This is a genomic window from Microvirgula aerodenitrificans DSM 15089 (genome assembly GCF_000620105.1).
Classification (GTDB): Bacteria; Pseudomonadota; Gammaproteobacteria; order Burkholderiales; family Aquaspirillaceae; genus Microvirgula; species Microvirgula aerodenitrificans.
In genome coordinates this window covers 1-15827 of sequence record NZ_JHVK01000040.1, presented here as the reverse complement: position 1 = coordinate 15827, position 15827 = coordinate 1, and the positions used below count along the sequence as shown (strand labels likewise).

General features: G+C 54.8%; 19 protein-coding genes, 1 tRNA gene and 1 pseudogene. 4 read left to right on the top strand and 17 right to left on the bottom strand.

The window, feature by feature from the left end; all coding sequences use genetic code 11:
- Nucleotides 1-26: 26 nt before the first annotated feature.
- The 14 genes and pseudogenes from Q352_RS0117340 to Q352_RS0117270 all read right to left on the bottom strand — a co-directional run.
- Nucleotides 27-284 (bottom strand): annotated as a pseudogene (locus Q352_RS0117340) (transposase); the annotation flags it as partial.
- 242 nt (nt 285-526) lie between these two features.
- The gene (locus tag Q352_RS23610; protein WP_156952595.1) at nt 527-1225 is read right to left on the bottom strand and encodes a hypothetical protein; all 699 of its coding nucleotides are present in this window, start codon (nt 1223-1225) and stop codon (nt 527-529) included.
- 3 nt (nt 1226-1228) lie between these two features.
- Nucleotides 1229-1630: a hypothetical protein gene (locus Q352_RS23605; protein ID WP_156952594.1), complete on the bottom strand. Its 402-nt coding sequence runs from the start codon at nt 1628-1630 to the stop codon at nt 1229-1231.
- 52 nt (nt 1631-1682) lie between these two features.
- Nucleotides 1683-2459, bottom strand: coding sequence for a TIGR04255 family protein (locus tag Q352_RS23015; RefSeq protein ID WP_169735667.1), 777 nt, complete (start codon nt 2457-2459; stop codon nt 1683-1685).
- A gap of 591 nt (nt 2460-3050) precedes the next feature.
- A complete protein-coding gene (locus tag Q352_RS0117325) occupies nt 3051-4205 on the bottom strand; it encodes a type II secretion system protein GspD (protein ID WP_244879596.1) in 1155 nt (384 codons plus the stop codon).
- Nucleotides 4206-4408: 203 nt separating this feature from the next.
- A complete protein-coding gene (locus Q352_RS23010; protein ID WP_084300334.1) occupies nt 4409-5464 on the bottom strand; it encodes a zonular occludens toxin domain-containing protein in 1056 nt (351 codons plus the stop codon).
- 4 nt (nt 5465-5468) lie between these two features.
- Nucleotides 5469-5762, bottom strand: coding sequence for a DUF2523 family protein (locus Q352_RS0117310; protein WP_028500408.1), 294 nt, complete (start codon nt 5760-5762; stop codon nt 5469-5471).
- Between the two features lie 13 nt (nt 5763-5775).
- A complete protein-coding gene (locus Q352_RS23600; protein ID WP_156952593.1) occupies nt 5776-7365 on the bottom strand; it encodes a hypothetical protein in 1590 nt (529 codons plus the stop codon).
- Between the two features lie 249 nt (nt 7366-7614).
- Complete coding sequence (locus Q352_RS0117295; protein ID WP_028500406.1) at nt 7615-7827, bottom strand: hypothetical protein; 213 nt, start codon at nt 7825-7827, stop codon at nt 7615-7617.
- A gap of 47 nt (nt 7828-7874) precedes the next feature.
- On the bottom strand, nt 7875-8189 hold the full coding sequence (locus tag Q352_RS21805; protein ID WP_036386917.1) for a hypothetical protein: 315 nt from the start codon (nt 8187-8189) through the stop codon (nt 7875-7877).
- Nucleotides 8182-10026: a replication endonuclease gene (locus Q352_RS22485; protein WP_051529063.1), complete on the bottom strand. Its 1845-nt coding sequence runs from the start codon at nt 10024-10026 to the stop codon at nt 8182-8184. The genes Q352_RS21805 and Q352_RS22485 overlap by 8 nt, the downstream gene beginning before the upstream one ends.
- Nucleotide 10027: 1 nt before the next feature.
- Nucleotides 10028-10282, bottom strand: a complete 255-nt coding sequence (locus Q352_RS0117280) for a hypothetical protein (protein ID WP_028500405.1) — start codon at nt 10280-10282, stop codon at nt 10028-10030.
- A gap of 5 nt (nt 10283-10287) precedes the next feature.
- Nucleotides 10288-10605 carry a hypothetical protein gene (locus tag Q352_RS0117275; protein WP_028500404.1) on the bottom strand — a complete coding sequence of 106 codons (318 nt, stop codon included), beginning with the start codon at nt 10603-10605 and terminating at the stop codon, nt 10288-10290.
- A gap of 36 nt (nt 10606-10641) precedes the next feature.
- The gene (locus tag Q352_RS0117270; protein WP_028500403.1) at nt 10642-10866 is read right to left on the bottom strand and encodes a hypothetical protein; all 225 of its coding nucleotides are present in this window, start codon (nt 10864-10866) and stop codon (nt 10642-10644) included.
- 109 nt (nt 10867-10975) lie between these two features.
- Between Q352_RS0117270 and Q352_RS23595 the strand changes: the two genes are divergently transcribed.
- From Q352_RS23595 to Q352_RS21795, 3 genes are read left to right on the top strand one after another with little or no spacing between them, the layout of a single operon-like run.
- On the top strand, nt 10976-11722 hold the full coding sequence (locus tag Q352_RS23595) for a hypothetical protein (protein ID WP_156952592.1): 747 nt from the start codon (nt 10976-10978) through the stop codon (nt 11720-11722).
- Nucleotides 11706-12737 (top strand): phage integrase, encoded by a 1032-nt coding sequence (locus Q352_RS22480; RefSeq protein ID WP_244879595.1) that lies wholly within the window; start codon nt 11706-11708, stop codon nt 12735-12737. The genes Q352_RS23595 and Q352_RS22480 overlap by 17 nt, the downstream gene beginning before the upstream one ends.
- Nucleotides 12734-13294, top strand: coding sequence for a hypothetical protein (locus tag Q352_RS21795; RefSeq protein WP_211249649.1), 561 nt, complete (start codon nt 12734-12736; stop codon nt 13292-13294). Before Q352_RS22480 ends, Q352_RS21795 begins: the two co-directional genes overlap by 4 nt.
- Before the next feature lie 69 nt (nt 13295-13363).
- Here Q352_RS21795 and Q352_RS0117255 read toward each other — a convergent pair.
- Nucleotides 13364-13440, bottom strand: a tRNA-Met gene (locus tag Q352_RS0117255).
- Between the two features lie 70 nt (nt 13441-13510).
- On the bottom strand, nt 13511-14665 hold the full coding sequence (locus Q352_RS0117250) for a class I SAM-dependent methyltransferase (protein ID WP_028500401.1): 1155 nt from the start codon (nt 14663-14665) through the stop codon (nt 13511-13513).
- Between the two features lie 84 nt (nt 14666-14749).
- Here Q352_RS0117250 and Q352_RS0117245 point away from each other — a divergent pair, with 84 nt between their 5' ends.
- A complete protein-coding gene (locus Q352_RS0117245; protein ID WP_028500400.1) occupies nt 14750-15496 on the top strand; it encodes a pteridine reductase in 747 nt (248 codons plus the stop codon).
- A gap of 36 nt (nt 15497-15532) precedes the next feature.
- Here the strand turns inward: Q352_RS0117245 and Q352_RS24220 are convergent, their stop codons facing one another.
- Nucleotides 15533-15721, bottom strand: a complete 189-nt coding sequence (locus Q352_RS24220; protein ID WP_244879594.1) for a transporter substrate-binding domain-containing protein — start codon at nt 15719-15721, stop codon at nt 15533-15535.
- Between the last annotated feature and the right edge of the window lie 106 nt (nt 15722-15827).

Sequence of the window (15827 nt, the reverse complement as noted above, 5' to 3'; positions counted from 1 at the left end):
GCACCGAGCTGCAGGCCGAATCAGTTTTTTCCGAGGACTTCCTTCAGCATTTCGATGTCGAGTGCCTGATTGGCGACCAGACGTTTCAATCGGGCGTTCTCTTCCTCCAGCTGTTTCAGTCGTTTGGCTTCCGACACCTCCATACCGCCAAATTTGTTGCGCCAGTTATAGAAGGTGGCATCAGAAATACCATACTTGCGGCACAGTTCCGTGACCGGAAGACCGGCCTCCGCTTCCTTCAGGACGGCGATGACTTGCGCTTCAGTGAATCGAGACTTCCGCATGAGAGGCTCCTTTGGCCTTCATGCTAACTTATGCTTGGTATACCTGCAGGGGGGAAGGTCAGCTCGACCATGGTGTGTTCGACATCGAGTTTAAGTGCCATGACATCCACCTTTTCGCTTGCCTCTTTTGGAATCTGCCGCTACAGCGTTTATTTCTCGAATTTGTGCTCAGTGCGCTGCTCTTTTTTGTAAATATTTCTCTGTTAGCATCCCCTGATTTCTCTGCCGAACAGAATAAATCCTCAATCAAAAATTTGACAGAGGACTTTTTTCCCAATTTCAGAACCTTCTGTATATTTTATGCAATCATCCCTATTCTCATTAAAGAATACAACTCCAGAACCAGCGACTTCTTCTGGTTTGAAGCGGACGCCATTTCCAATATTTTTTTTGAGTGCCTCTATATGGCCGTCGGGGATACTGAATTGAATTTTTAATTCCTCCATTAAGTCTATGATGCGCCTGTGCCATTCTGCATCTTCCTCTTCGCGAGGCAGCCAAGACTCTTCATCTAGAAATTGCAAGCCTAATTTTTTGAAGACGGCAAGAACAAATGTGGCACAAGTCAATCCTTCCCCCATTTTATTTCTTGTATATTCGTCTCCTTCGTCAAAATAAGTCCCATTATAAATAAAACCATACTGTATATCCGATGGCAGCGCCCTATTTGACTGATGCTTGGCTGCTAAATAAGAGATTCTCTTGGCGATGATCTCTTGGTTTATTTCATCGAGCCCAAACTCTGCCCAGTACCATGGTTCGTCATCATCAGCAGTGTCATTTTTTAGCATGCGGTGAAAGCCAAGATCAACAATCATGACCTCATTAACACTCGCTCTATAGGCTATCCCAATATGCCTTTGTTCCTTCGTGCCACTAATTGCAAATCCAATATAGCCAAGATTGCTCAGCGAGTTTTTTTTAGAGCTTATGAATTGCATATTTTACAGGATACCCTTTAACAGTCTTGCTGCATTCATATTATTTCTAGCGAGAGCATCCCTAGCTTTGCTGACCGCTTCGTCCCACTGCGGTAGTTTACGTTTTATAGGAAAAGCAACTCTAAGTAAGCCGATGGCAATCTTAGGAGTTAATTTTTGATAGTCAATTGTAAAAATTATTTTGTTAATCTCGTAGTAATTACTGTTATCGGCCAAATTGTCGACAATATCGAATAGACCAAATAAATCGTCCGTTTTGCATAATTCATATATCTGATTGGCAGAGCTGGTCTTTATTTTTTTGCCCGTAATTAACCGGATTACTTCTTGGTTGGTTGAGGCCTGTGTTGATTTAATAACTCTTTTTAAACCAGGAAAAACAAAAGGAACAGGTGGTGGTACCATTCCATTGAAGGCAGCGATAACTACCTGCTGCCTCGAAGGATTGATTTGAGCATTATTTTGGAATAGGGTCGAGGGCTCGATGGAGCTTGTCGGTAATGCAGTGCCGGAAAAGGCTGCCGGCCTTCTTGTTAAAACTGGTGAGGGTAGTAATCGCGACATGATATTCTACATCCTGTTCAATAAAATAATCGGCATCAATCAAAAAGCACTCTTCAGCGGTTGTAGCATATTCTACGATACCGTACTGAACTAAAACTGAACCGAAAGTGTCTTTAAGAGGAAGTAAAAAGCTAGAGCTATAGTGCTTTGCCTTGCTAAATCCATCATCTGCAAATGGGCCTGCAATAGATGAGGCGATAATTTCATGCCAGGGTGTATCAACGAGGTCAATCGTGCTTCTCTGAATTACATCTTTGTATCTTAAGCCGACCCGTTTAAAAATTCGCGGGTCATAAATTTCATTATAGATGGTCAAGACTTCTTGAAGCCTTGAAGAAAAATCTTCCCAGTTTTGATATTTGGTTGTGGTTAATGCTATGAAATCTTTTGAAAGAGAAACTTTCCATGTTCCATCTTTAGAAAAGAAATCATAGAATTTAAATATTTGTTGGCTAAGCTGACTCCCACTAGCTGCAGCCTGACTGCTGTCAATTGTAGTTAAAGAAGCCGTGCCTTCATGCAAAATAGGATATTTCTCTTTCAGATGACTCTGAAAGTCTGTTGGAAGCTCTGTTTCAACTCGTAACTGAGGGTGGACGCTTAATTGGCAAACAACCTCTACCAAAGGGTTTTTTTGATAGATAACCCTGTCTACAACTGGAAAGGACATATGCGCTCCAACTAGCATTTATCTGTTTTAAGCCGACTTACAGGCCCATTGCAACTTTTGTCAAGTTTAGCAGCTTCCAGCAGACTTGTGACTGTGAGGTATGTCAGTAAGCTTTGCACGGCTTGCTCCTTCACTGCCAAGTATGGACATTGCAACAATGACTTTAGCATGCTTTGTTTGACTTGCCTCAGTACTCTCTTGGAGGAAGTCTTCCTGTGCGCCGAACATGCGTAAGGTGGTGGTTGATTGCAAACGATCGCGTTTGATCCTCGGGGGCAGGGGTGAACTGCCACCCCTGCCCTCCGAGTGAGCGTGGGGTCGCTGCGAGGCCGTCAAGGGCAAGCTTCGTGGCCTACGGCCCCCCTTGACCGCCTCTCCACTCGTGAGGGAATGCGCCTGCAGTCGACAAGGCGAGCCAGCGCGATCTGGTGCCGGCTGTGCGCTCCTCGCGCTCGCGCGCTGCGGTACGCCAGCCGGCGCCGTGTCGCGCAGGGTGTGCATACCGAAGGAAGGCGGAACTAGAAAGCCCGCGAGGAAATTATTGGTGTTTATGCGTGAACTACCCGGGCAGATCACCCGTGAGCCGAGGATCTAGCTGCCCGTCTTGGTCAGTTGCAGCATCAGCAGGATCTCGGTCTGGGTGCTACTGCTGGACCTAGCACGCAGGAATTCAGGCAGGAAAGACAGCCCAGATCGACTTGCGTTGTCCTTCTCGTCACGCAACCCACCAAGCACGACCAGCTCGCCGTCCTGGGCCGATACGTGGGTGCGAAGCTCGCGCTTGATCAGGGTCGGCGAGTCATCGACCCCGGTTTCCGTCTTCACGAAATTGCTCACCTGCTGGGATACATCCACATCAATCACGCTGTCGCGAACCCTCGGTGAAATGTTGAAAATCACCCCTGCAGATTTGTAGTCGACGGAGCGCACCGGTGTTCCACCTCCCTGAGGATAGGAAACCGAGCCCAGCACAGGTACATCCTGGCCAACAGTCAATGATGCTGCCTGCCCTGATTTCACTCTCAGATAGGGTGTTGATACGACTTTGAAGCGCGAATCACTAGCCAAAGCATCAATTGCAGCATCAATGACTGCCGTTTTAAAGGTGATCGCACTATTGCCACTCGACGGTGTGTTGACCTTGACCCCCAACTTTCCCCCCAACAACGACAGCGCAAGCTGGAAACCCGAGGATTCATTGCGACCCGTTGTCACCTCATAGACAACACCCTGGACGAGCACCTCACCGGCCGGTGTATCGATCTGTGGCAGCACACGCGTCAACAGCGCAATCTCTGCAGCCGTTCCCTGGAACACCATCACATCACTGTGCTGGTCAATCTGTGCGGCGGCAGAGCTCGCAGGCGCAGCCGTTGTCACAGACTCCGCGCCCCCCGAGCGCACAGCACGGCTAACTGTAAAGGAACCCGTTTTGAACAGGGGTGACAGCAGCTCAGTCAGGTAGGCAAGCTCTCTAAACTTGGGACGATAAACATAGACCTCAAGTTCCGGTGGGGGCGGCTCCACATCTGGCATCCGCGGATCAGCAACGTCGCTGGTAACGAAATCTACCCCGGCTCGAGACTCAATCCTCAAGCCGAGGAAATGGAGAAAGTCGTGCAGAAAACCAGGCAATTCGCCCTTTGTACCGTCAAAGCGGAGTGACACCGGTCGCTGGTCTGCTAGAACACGAGGATCAAGGACGTATGGTTTCTTAAGCACCTCCTCATAGATGAGCGAGACCACCTGGGATACCGTTACCCCCTGGAAATTGAACCTCGGCTCAGCCGTCTGCAATGGTCTCGCCATAGCAGTTGTCGGGGGCTTACCCCTGACGGCGGCATCATCAGCGGGGGACGCCAGTACTGGTATTGCAACCAGCAGAGGCAGCGCTACCAATATTTGTCGTATGAAAGGGACCAAAGGGGAGGAACTATGCAGAATTTTCATTACGGTCTCCCCAGCCCGGCTGGCCCCGGGGCTACACTCTGTGATGACCACACGGTCACATTGGCACCATCGACAACACCAATGGTCGACATGCCACTGTTAGTGAAAACACTGGCCGACTCAACCCGCAAGCGGTTCTGCTGATTAGCAATTACCACCCAGCTCATTCCATCCACCTCATAGCGGCCAACCACTCGCCAGCGATCGGAAAAAACAGGCGAAACCGCTACAGGAGCTGGCTGTTTAACTGCCTGCTGTGGATTTTGAGCTACAACAGCGGAGGGCTGACCTTGTGGTGAGCGGTGGAAGAAGCGCCATGTGTTCCAGATACCCACACTGATAAATGCCACAACACAAAAAGCGATTAGCCAAAGTTTTTTATTGGTAAGGATATTGGCACGTTTATCAATGGCATTTTCTTTACCCTGCCCTCCTGCATAGGATTTATATAACGGGAAAATTTCTGGATCATATTTTTTGTTGTGAACATCGATCTGAGTCTTTTTGTTCTGCTTCCAGCCCTCGTAGATCTGCACCCGGTACATCTTGGTTAGCCCAAGGGATTTCAGTTTGGTCATCAGGAATGAAAATTCAATTACATTGCGTAGATTACGATGTAACCCCGTAATGTCCTGTGTCATCAAGACCACATCACAGGCCACGCCAGTTATCGGATGAGTGTAATGACGATGCATACGAAAAAATTGCATATGCTCATGGCTGAATTTGCCGCAGTCCGTGCCCCAAAAACGCCAGGCCTCATCAATGGCTACCAGATCTCCCGGCTGCACAACAGCGCAAAGATCTGGCTTTCCTTCATCGGGAAAGAACGCTGATTCTTTCACCCTATCATTGCCGACATGAATCACATGCCCCAAGCTGTCAGGATCGGCGTCTCGTTGCTTCATCAAATAGAGATGAATTTGCTCTTCACTGATGCCGTCAATATTAGTAACGACATTACGGCCGGCGGCAATCGCCTCAATTACCACCGAACGTATAACCTCAAATGATTTACCGGATCCCTGCAGACCCGTATAGGCATTGATCGCCATCTGCTTATCCTATAACCGGAATTCGGCGAATAATGAATCGAGTGGCAACAGCGGCCAGCACAATTGGTAGTCCTTGACTGAATGCAAACAGATCGAGGAAATACCAAACCGCAGCTGGCACACCTCCCAATACGGTTGTAAGGCTGCTGGCATTGGGTAAAACGCCCGCAACCTGCAAGACCTGAATGAACTCAGTTGTGATGAACCAAAGGGCGAAATAAGCAACAAATTTGACCAGGACTGAGCGAACCAGCCAGGCCAAAGCCATATTTAACGCGGAAAGGATGATACCGAACATAGAAAAGAAAACCTCAGGCAGATAGAATTATCAGCGCGGCAATCAAGATCCAGGCAACCATCATGATGGTGTACAGCGCTTGGCGTTGCTCCTCGGCGATAATGCAGTGGCTTTCCATAATTATCGTTTTGCCGAACAAATTGAACACCGGCTTTGGACACACGGCCTGGTGCTGAGGGGTCATAAACGTTTTAAAATCGGGCAGCAGATTAAGCAGCGGATCGAGAATCATCCGGGCCGTTGGTGCTGCCTCGAGAGCGGGCGAACCAATGCCGGGATCTGAGCCCAGATTAATCGGGGGTTGCTGTGCCCCCGGATTTGTCCCGGTTGAACCTCCTGGAGTGATAGTGCCTGGATCCGTCCCAGGCCCTGGCGTACCCGTGGAGTTCGGCGGCAGAGGGGCCCATGGGGAACTGCCACCAGACCCGCCATTCCCTGTGCCGCCAGACGGCATCGGAGCGGTCATATCGCCAACGGTTGGGTAATAACTTGGATTGGCCTGCTGCCACGATTGGGCATCAGCCGTGGTAATCGGTTGGACATTGCTGTAGGGGACGCCGTCATAACCTGGCTGCTGGGCGGCCAGCTTCCACAGCTGGTTGGCGAGCGCGGCGAGCAGAACCGGATTGATCGGCCGCGATCTCTCGGAATCAGGTAGTCCATTGACCGCATCGGACAACGATTTGACCCCATCAGCACTCGAGCCAGTCGAGGTTGGGGTGATACCGAGCGAGGCGCATTTGCTGCCAACCGAGTAACTTAGAACGGGACAATCGACGGTCGCGACCGATTTAGTCACGTTATATGTGAAACTCTCACCCCTAAATTCTGACCAAACGCCATTATTGAGCAGGAATGCCGACGCATGGCCGATGCTGGCCGTCGCACCAGTGACATTGATTTTGGTCCAGGTTGTTTTCGAGCCATCACCGATTTTGTATGGCGCACTGCACTGTGGGGGATTAAATCGATTTGGATATTGATATGGGCCAGCACAGGCATACGAGGTTAGGTAGCCAAAAATCGCCGTGCCCGGATCACCGGCACAAATTGGATTTGCTGAGGACGTCAGCGCGCACCAAGCGACACCACCTTTCCGCATCGCTGCTGGTTTAAAACCGCTAGCGGAGCCCGAGGCAAATGGAATTTCATTGAACGCCATTTCACCCGGCGAGCCAGACACGGAAACGCTTCCGTCATCACCAAAAAACCATTTGACGGCGCCATCCAGGGCCAGCGACACCCCGTAGCCGACCACGGTCCCCACGGCAGCCATCGCCATCACGGAAACCCACGCGGGGGCGCTCACGCCAGCAACGACAATCGCGGCCGCTCCGCCTGCTGCAGAACTCACCGCCGCTGTACCAACCCTAGATACCGTGCTGATCACCCGGGGATCAGCATTGGCGAACCCACGTTGAACGGCATTTTGCTGCACCAGGCCAGAAATAGCCGCCCTAGCCCGCAACGAATCGACCTGTGAGGGCGGCGTCGATGCGACGTAACTGCCGACAATGTTGCCCTGGGCATCGAAAATGAGATTGGTGGCGTAGGACAGGGTGACCATCAGGCTCAGCGCCACAGCGGCGATCGCCTTTTTCATTGGTTGAACCACCACATGGCCAGCAGGCACAGCACCAGCAACGTAGCCATGCCCCCCATCAGCCAATAGAACACTAGGTAGATTTCCAGTTCCATGTCAGCTCCTCATGCCTTGAATCACCGCCCAAGCGCAGAGTGCTCCCCAGGCGAAGATCAGCAGGTACCACAGTTGATTGATGGTCATAGCGCACCAACGAAAAGGGGGGCACAAGCCCCCCACCAGGTGAAGGGAGTGCGGTTAGGCGCCCGGTTAGGCGCCGCGGACCATGCCGATGACGATCTTGGCACCCTTGATCGCGACGTACACCCCGGCGAGCAGGCCGGCAACAGCCAGGACCGCGGTGATGACGGTGCCAAAATCCACCACCGAGGTGAGCGGGGTCAGATCCGGGCCGCTACCGGCAGCGAACGCGCCGGTGGTAATGCTCGACAGGACAGTGAGGGAAGCGATTTTTTTGAGCATGTGAAACTCCTTGGTTGAGAAAACCGGGAAAGCGCCCGGACGCATGACTAGCCACGACGGATCATGTTGAGGACTAGCGAAATACCGTGAGAGACGAAGTACAGGCCGACGACCGTGCTGAAGGCGAGCGTCCACAGCGCCGAGGCATAGCTGTAGTCGAACGGTCCCAGCGCGGCGTCGACGGCCTGCTGCTGGCTGGCATCGAGCACATAGGCTTGGCCGGCGTAGAGCTGCGCGCCGCCCGGACAGACCGTCACGGCATCGCCCGCGCTGCTGACGGGCGATAGCGCGGTGAAACCCTCGGTGGGGGCTGTGGCGCAGGCGAGCACGGTTTGAACGGTGCCGGTGCTGAAACTAGGCATGGCCGGCCCTCCGTATCAGGAAGGGGGACGGCTCATACGGCGGTGGAGGGACGAGGAAGTCGTCGTCGGGGACGAAGGCCTCGAAATCGAGTGAAAGCGAGCGCGGTTCGTGGTGGCGCGATGTTCCATCGCTCGCTTCGTCGTTACAGTTATTACACATGAATCCAAGCTGGCGATCCGCTTCGCGGCTGCCAGTGCGCAGCTCTACAGTCCACTCGTGCAAACGCGAGCGGATAAACAAGCCTTCCTTCTTGTCGACCACGCCGACGATCTTGTTACGCACCAGCTCGCCGTACTTGTTCGGGCGCTCTTCGTCGCAAGTCAGATGCAGCGGACGATCCTTGCGCGGGCAGCCGAAGCCGAGCGCATGCTCATACGCTTCCCAGTCGCCTTGGTCGGCGGCCGCCACAGCGGAGTCGAGTACGTCGGAGTCGAACTCGGTGCTATCGAGGTTGGCGATTCGACGCAGTTCTCGGTACAGCGTGACCGGCGCCCCACCGATCTGCTGGAACTGGCGGATGCGCCACAGCGATGCCCAGGCCCGCACACGCTGCGCGGCGCTCGGTGCGTCCAGCCCGTCGAAGTTCATCCCGATCGACTGGCCGTTCGAACCGCAGCCATCGACGTTCTTGGCGATGTACTTGGCGACGTAGCCCGTCGCCGAGCGCTCCGGGTCGAGCCACTTGATCTTGACCCGGCGCGAGGTCTTGAGACGACCGGAGCGACGGTTACGCAGCTCGGCCTGGTCGTCGCGTGTGTAGTGCTCGGTCAGCAGCTCGGACAGCGCGTCAGCGTGCTCCGGGCGCACGTACAGCAGCAAGTGCCAATGCGGCGTGCCGTCGTGATGCGGCTCGGCAATCCGAAAACCGAACACCTTGATGCCCTGGCGGTGGAACTGGGCGCGTACAAGCGCCCAATAGCGGGTCAGATAGCGTTGGCCATCGACCGGCGTGGCGCCGTCGAACTTCTCATTCGGGCACGTCTTGCGTTTGCCAAGCAACTTAATGGCGTGAAAGCGGCTCGGACAGGTCAAGGTGACGAACAAGGAGACGAAACCCAGCGCCTTGGCGATTCGTTCGGTGCCGGCCATGCGCACCATCAATTCGGAGTAGCGGTTGCGCGGGTTGGATACCGTGCTGTCGGCGAACTTCAGTACCGATTCCGAATAGCCGTCCTCGTTGGTGACGATCAAATTCCTCAGGTATTCACGCGAGCGAGCCGCTTGACGGCATTGAGCATCGGCCTGGTAATCGGACACGTATAAGCCTTGCGTCTTGCTCACCAGCCCCATCGAACGGGCATGGGTTTCCGCCAACTGCGGCAATACCCGGCGGAGCGTCATGCACCAGAACTGTTCGTCCAACAGTCGCTTGAGAAAGGAATCGGGCGTGATCTGCTTTTTGCCCGGCGGATCGATCTGGCGGGCATAGGAAGGCACGTTGCGGTCGTCGTGTAGATAGACGCCGTACTGGTTGGCCAGCGCCATCAACGACGGCAGCCAATAGTGCGCTGGCGTATAGGCACCGTGCCGGCCGAGGCGGCGGGTCAGTTGATTGACGACTTCGGCAGCCTTTTCGTTTTGTTCCTCTCGGCTCCAGGACAGGCGCAGTTTGCTGTCCTTGGGCACCATCAAAGCGCGAAACGAAAGCGCCCCGAGATTGGCGGTACGGCGGGCATCGCCGTCCTTGGCAAACTCCGGACTGAAAAAGGTGCGCGAGTACTTCCGCTTGGCGACCTGCGCCAGATGCGCAGGCGCTACCGAAAAGCAATCTTCAGCAAACGAAACGTCTTGTCGGTAGCTACTGCGACGGTTGGCAGCGGAAGTACTCGACAGCATGTCAGTGCACCTTCTTGTGGCCATACGGCACGAGCGGGTCGGGCAGGCCGAGTTGTTTGGAGAGCTGGAGGAAAAGGCAGCGATCCTGGTCGGTCGCGAAATCCATGTCCGGGCCGAGGTAGCCGAAGAACGTGGAGATAAAGGCGCGATCGGCCAGCAGGCGGGCGGAGGGATGGGAGCCCTTGGCGAACTCCGCGTGCACCTCTCCCGCCACCTTGAGCGCGGCTTGTACAGAGGCCGAAGTCAAAGCCGCCATGGCGCTTACTCCTCGACCGCGTGGTAGGCGTTGACGACCGGGCGACGGGTAAAGCGCTCGCCGGTGTCCTTGTCGGTGTAGTTGAACGGTTTGCCACGGTAGCCTCCGCAGCCGACCAAGCACTCCACAGTATCGCCCGCTTGGCCGATGCGTTTGCGGGAACGGATTTCGACGACGGCTGGCTGGCTGTACTCGTCGGGCGCTGGCAGGGTGACTTCGGTGTAGAAAAATTCCTCGGCCTTACGAGTCGCGTTGACGCGGCCGCGCAGCATGGATTGGTTCGATTTCAGGTTCAGTTTCATGGTTTCTTGCGGGGTGCTCATGGGGCTTCCTTTCTGGTGGTTTGGGCTTCAGTGGGACTACAGGCGGAACTCGGCTTGCTCAATGCAGCGTTTAGTCAGGGCCGCGAGGTTGACCAGGCGATGACGTCCGATTTGCGTGCATGGAATGTAGCCGCGGGCGATCCAGCCTTCGACTACCCCTTCGGTGACACCGATAGCTCGGGCGAACGAGACGCGGTCCATGACTGGCACTACCGCGGGGGCAGCGAGGGGAATTTGTGAGATGTTGAGGTTGTCGCCCATAATGTCCTATAAGACACACTATTACGTACCTAGTACGTGATAAATGATCGCGTACTAGGTACGTAGTAGCAAGTCTTATTTACGTGAATAGCATGGGTGGAGGAGGCGCATGGATACGATAAATGACCGTATGCTTTTGATAATTAATGAAAAAACAAGCGAAAGAAGAAGATGGAAGGAGCTTGAGGAGCTGAGTGGCATTGCTGCGACGACGTGGCAGAACTTCGCTCGAGAACGGCAGCGTGCGATGGGCGAGATGATCGAAGCGATCAGCAGGGCATGGCCTCAGCATGCTTTCTGGTTGGCGACGGGGCTGACGGATCCGGACTATGGGCATGTAGCGCCGACCGTCGATAGTGGTTACCCAACGCCTGGAGCTCCCCTAGAAACATCGAGTCGCTATTTCAAAGATGCCATTGAAGCAAGAGAAGTGGCTCGCGAATACGTAGTGGAATGGTGGCATGAAGAGCTGGGTGAGGACTTGTGTGGCCTAACGGCATCAGAATTGTTGGATGACATGCTATTGAGGAGTGCACGACAGATTCTGACTGGGGATGCGGATGGGGATGTGCCCAAAGAGAAAGTTGCAAGATTGGATGCTGCTGTTAGCAGGATGGATATCTCTAAATCCTTAAGGGAAGCAGAGATAGTTCTTGAAACAGAGCGGCAACTTGATTATGAGAAAGCTGAAGAATTGGTAAATAACGTGGAGCGTATGAGAAAGCATATTGAAAACAAGGCGAGAATTAGAAAGGTAAATGTTGATTTTGATATTCTTGATGAAAAAATAAATGTATTGAGAGAAAGGATTGAGCGGCATAAAAAATTAAAAAAACGCCTTGAAAAAAAGGGGTGATCGTGTGGCTATAAGGAAAAATGATTCTGGCTGGTTGGTTGATATCCAGCCAGGAGGGAGAGGTGGAAAGCGATTTAGGAAAACATTCTCACTCAAGTCCGAAGCTATGGCCTGGGAGGCTTGGGTTAAATCGCAAGTCGCCCAGAGCCCAGAATGGGAGCCAGAGAGAAGAGATTTGCGCACGCTGACAGAGCTGGTTGAGCTGTGGTATCAGCATCATGGCTGTAATCTGAGGTCTGCGGCTGATACCCGGCGGCGCTTGCTGGCAATGGTTGATGTGATGGGGAACCCGGTCGCGGACCGGTTCTCTGCGGAAGATTTTGCTAAGTACCGCGCTCAACGTTTGGAGTCTGGAGTGACTGCAAACAATATGAATCGTGAGCATGCGTACTTAAGGAGTGTTTTTAATGAACTGAAACGGCTAGGGCTTTGGAAAAAAGAGAATCCTCTGTCCACGGTGCGTCAGTTCAAAATCCCAGAGAAAGAGCTGTCGTGGTTAACAGTTGACCAGATCCAATCACTATTGGCTGAGCTGGAAAATTGTCGGAACAAGGATGCGCTTCTGGTGGCTAAGGTTTGCCTGTCGACGGGTTCACGATGGGGCGAGGCTGAGGGACTGAGAAAGAGTCAGTTACGTAACAAAGCTATTCACTTTACAGGAACGAAGAGTGGCAAGAACAGAACTGTTCCTGTCACCGAGTCGCTCTACGAAGAGTTAACAGCAAAGGTAGTTGCCAGTTCGGATCGGCTGTTTCAGTACTGCTGGGGAGCGTTCAGAGATGCGGTGGAGCGGTGTGGTTTGGTGTTGCCTGCTGGTCAAATGACTCATGTATTGAGGCATTCATTCGCCTCTCACTTCATGATGAACGGTGGAAATATTTTGGTTCTGCAGAGAATCTTGGGTCATCAAAGCTTGACAATGACAATGCGATATGCGCATCTTGCACCTGAGCATTTGCAGGAAGCGAGGGTGCTAAATCCACTGTCGCATGTTCAATCAATGGAGGCTGTGTGAGCAATTATCAGGGTTTGTTTGAAGAGGCTGTGAGAAGAACTGCTCGGGTTGGAGCGGTAGCGCCATCCGTCACGTACGCCGCCGGAAGGAACTACCTCAGTCAAGAAGCATATGACAGGTTTCCCTACTATGTGCAGAAAGCTATTGGCGACCTCGATTTTCCAGACGTAGTGGCACAGTGTTTGTCGATCCACTATAGGTTAAAAGAGCCGCTTGAAGAATTTTTCGGGTGTAACGTTTTCTATACTATCGGTTGGGTCGAGCATCAGACCGGAAGGAATATGTTCGAGTTCGATGAGCACTACGCAGAGCAGCTACTTGTGAAGAAGCATCGGCCAGGCGGCACGGTTAACATGCATGCGTGGCTTACCTTACCTAGCATGGAAATTATTGATGTTGCGTTGGCAACTTCAATTGGATTCGCTCAAGACCGGCCCGAGATGTATGGGGCCGTCGTTGCTAAGCATGCGGATGAACTCACTGGCGGGATGGCCTATCGACCAATGCTCGTAGGCGAAGACTACTTGCTCAAGACTGGGCTTGCGAAGGTAGTGTAAAGCGTTGACAGTTTGTTGACAGCGTAGAAACGGAAAAGGGGTCAGCTTGCGCTAACCCCTTGATAATACTGGTGGCGAATCAGGGACTCGAACCCCGGACCTGCGGATTATGATTCCGTCGCTCTAACCGACTGAGCTAATTCGCCGTTCTCTCGCTTGAGAGAGCCCGAATCTTAAAGAGGGGCTGGCAGGCTGTCAAGCCCCTACCTGCATCTTTTACAGATTGCGGCGACGATCACCAACCGCGAAGCCGCGCCAGCCGGCATCCAGTCCGCGGCTGAAACCGATGACCTTGAACAGTTCCCCCATCTCGGCCGGCGACAGCAGCTTCTGCACGGCGGTCGATTGGGGCAGGTAGTTCGCGATGTCTTCCGGGTCCAGCCGCCCCAGCAACTGGGCAATGCCGCAGTTCATCAGGAACATCGCCTGCGAGGTATAGCCGGCAAGATCAAGCCCGGCATCGAGCCCGGCCTGGGCGATGGCGGTGAAATCAACGTGGCAGGTGATGTCGGTCAGCCCCGGCCAGCTGAACGGGTCCGGGTGGGTATGGTGGCGGTAATGGCACATCAGCGTGCCGGCACGGCGTTGCGGATGATAGAACTCGCTTTCCGGGAAGCCGTAGTCGAGCAGCAGCACCGCACCGCGTTCCAGTCGTTCACCAAGCGTACGCACAAAGGCCGATGCCGCCAGCGGCAGCTCGGACAGGTATTCGGCGCCCGGCGCCAGTGCCTCGGCGCGTGCCAGTGCCTCACCATCGGCCAGTGGCCGGTCCTGCCAGTCAAAACCGTCGCCGGCACGGATGACGCCGCGCTGCAGCGGGGTACCCTGCGCATCCCAGTGGATCAGCTCGCACGGCATGGCGTCGAGCACCTCGTTGCCGATCAGCACGCCATCCATGCGCGCCGGCAGCGCCTCCAGCCATTCGACCCGGGACAGCAGGTGTGGCGCGGCCTGTTCGATGCGTTCGCGCTGACGGGCCGCCAGTTCGCCGGAGACTTCGATGATCCGGTAGTGCTGCGGCAATGCCTGGTCCGCTTCCAGCGCCAGCAGCAGGTCGGCAGCCAGCCGGCCGCTGCCGGCGCCGAATTCGTACAGGTCGCCGCCGGTCAGCGGCAGCAGATCGGCAATCTGTTGCGCCAGTGCGGCGGCAAAGAACGGCGAAATTTCCGGTGCGGTGACAAAGTCGCCGTCAGCCCCGAACTTGCGGCTGCCACCCGTGTAATATCCGGTCCCCGGCGCATACAGTGCCAGGTCCATGTAACGGGAGAACGGCAGCCAGCCGCCATTGAGGTCGATTTCCTGCTGGATGCGCCGGACCAGTCCGGCGCTGGCGGCGACCGCGTCGCGGTCTGGTTGTGGCAGTGTGTGCATTGTGTGTGGCTATGACAGAATGGAGCAATTCTGCGGCAAAACAGGATTCGCCGGTAGCGGAGAACAGACTTGATGGAGGGAGGCATGGATCAGCTCGGCAAAACGGTACTGATCACGGGCGCGGCCAGACGCGTCGGCGCGGGCATTGCCCGCGGGCTGCACGCGCGTGGCGCCAGTGTCATGCTGCATTACCGCGGTGCAGAAGACGCCGCCCGGACACTGGCCACGGAGCTGAACCGGCAGCGCGCCGGTTCAGCCGTCACGGTCCATGCCGACCTGCTCGACATTCCGGCGTTGCCGGCGTTGGTCGAGGCGACGCTGTCTGCCTTCGGCAGGCTCGACGGGCTGGTCAACAACGCCTCCAGCTTCTTTCCGACCCCGATCGGCCAGATCGACGAAGCCGCCTGGGACGACCTGATCGGCAGTAATCTGAAAGCACCGCTGTTTCTTGCCCAGGCTGCCGCCCCGGCACTCACGGCAAGCCGCGGTGCGCTGGTCGGGCTGATCGACATCCATGTCGACCGGCCAATGACCGCCCATGCGGTCTACACCGCCGCCAAGGCCGGCCACGCGGCCACACTGCGTGCGCTGGCGCGCGATCTGGCGCCACATGTCCGCGTGAACGGCGTATCGCCCGGCGTCAATCTGTGGCCGGAGGGCGACAGCGTGTTCGATCAGGACGAGCGCCGCCGCATTGAAGCAACCATTCCGCTGGCCCGTATCGGCACGCCGGACGATATCGCCCGGGCAGTGGGCTTCCTGCTGTTCGACGCCAGCTATGTGACCGGTCAGATACTGGCGGTCGATGGCGGTCGCAGCGTGGTGCTGTAAAGACATCGCCTCCTTGCGGAGGCGATGCAGTTCAGATCAGGACTTGCGACCGAAGTACTTCTCGTACAGCTTGTCGTAGGTGCCGTCCTGCTTGACCTTGGCAATGCCGGCGTTCAGCTTGGCCAGCAGCGCACTGTCACCCTTGCGCACGGCCATCCCGTAGTACTCCTTGTCGAAGTCGGCGCCGCGCACGGTGGTGAAGCCCTTGTCGGAGTTGTTCTTCACGTAGTTGGCCACTGACCTTCCCCCCTGCAGGTATACCAAGCATAAGTTAGCATGAAGGCCAAAGGAGCCTCTCATGCGGAAGTCTCGATTCACTGAAGCGCAAGTC

What these genes read in the sequence shown, in the direction of transcription:
- Q352_RS23610 (WP_156952595.1), bottom strand. Translation starts at nt 1,225, where the DNA reads ATGCAATTCATAAGCTCTAAAAAAAACTCGCTGAGCAATCTTGGCTAT.
- Q352_RS23605 (WP_156952594.1), bottom strand. Translation starts at nt 1,630, where the DNA reads ATGGTACCACCACCTGTTCCTTTTGTTTTTCCTGGTTTAAAAAGAGTT.
- Q352_RS23015 (WP_169735667.1), bottom strand. Translation starts at nt 2,459, where the DNA reads ATGTCCTTTCCAGTTGTAGACAGGGTTATCTATCAAAAAAACCCTTTG.
- Q352_RS23010 (WP_084300334.1), bottom strand. Translation starts at nt 5,464, where the DNA reads ATGGCGATCAATGCCTATACGGGTCTGCAGGGATCCGGTAAATCATTT.
- Q352_RS0117310 (WP_028500408.1), bottom strand. Translation starts at nt 5,762, where the DNA reads ATGTTCGGTATCATCCTTTCCGCGTTAAATATGGCTTTGGCCTGGCTG.
- Q352_RS23600 (WP_156952593.1), bottom strand. Translation starts at nt 7,365, where the DNA reads ATGAAAAAGGCGATCGCCGCTGTGGCGCTGAGCCTGATGGTCACCCTG.
- Q352_RS0117295 (WP_028500406.1), bottom strand. Translation starts at nt 7,827, where the DNA reads ATGCTCAAAAAAATCGCTTCCCTCACTGTCCTGTCGAGCATTACCACC.
- Q352_RS21805 (WP_036386917.1), bottom strand. Translation starts at nt 8,189, where the DNA reads ATGCCTAGTTTCAGCACCGGCACCGTTCAAACCGTGCTCGCCTGCGCC.
- Q352_RS22485 (WP_051529063.1), bottom strand. Translation starts at nt 10,026, where the DNA reads ATGCTGTCGAGTACTTCCGCTGCCAACCGTCGCAGTAGCTACCGACAA.
- Q352_RS0117280 (WP_028500405.1), bottom strand. Translation starts at nt 10,282, where the DNA reads ATGGCGGCTTTGACTTCGGCCTCTGTACAAGCCGCGCTCAAGGTGGCG.
- Q352_RS0117275 (WP_028500404.1), bottom strand. Translation starts at nt 10,605, where the DNA reads ATGAGCACCCCGCAAGAAACCATGAAACTGAACCTGAAATCGAACCAA.
- Q352_RS0117270 (WP_028500403.1), bottom strand. Translation starts at nt 10,866, where the DNA reads ATGGGCGACAACCTCAACATCTCACAAATTCCCCTCGCTGCCCCCGCG.
- Q352_RS23595 (WP_156952592.1), top strand. Translation starts at nt 10,976, where the DNA reads ATGGATACGATAAATGACCGTATGCTTTTGATAATTAATGAAAAAACA.
- Q352_RS0117250 (WP_028500401.1), bottom strand. Translation starts at nt 14,665, where the DNA reads ATGCACACACTGCCACAACCAGACCGCGACGCGGTCGCCGCCAGCGCC.
- Q352_RS0117245 (WP_028500400.1), top strand. Translation starts at nt 14,750, where the DNA reads ATGGATCAGCTCGGCAAAACGGTACTGATCACGGGCGCGGCCAGACGC.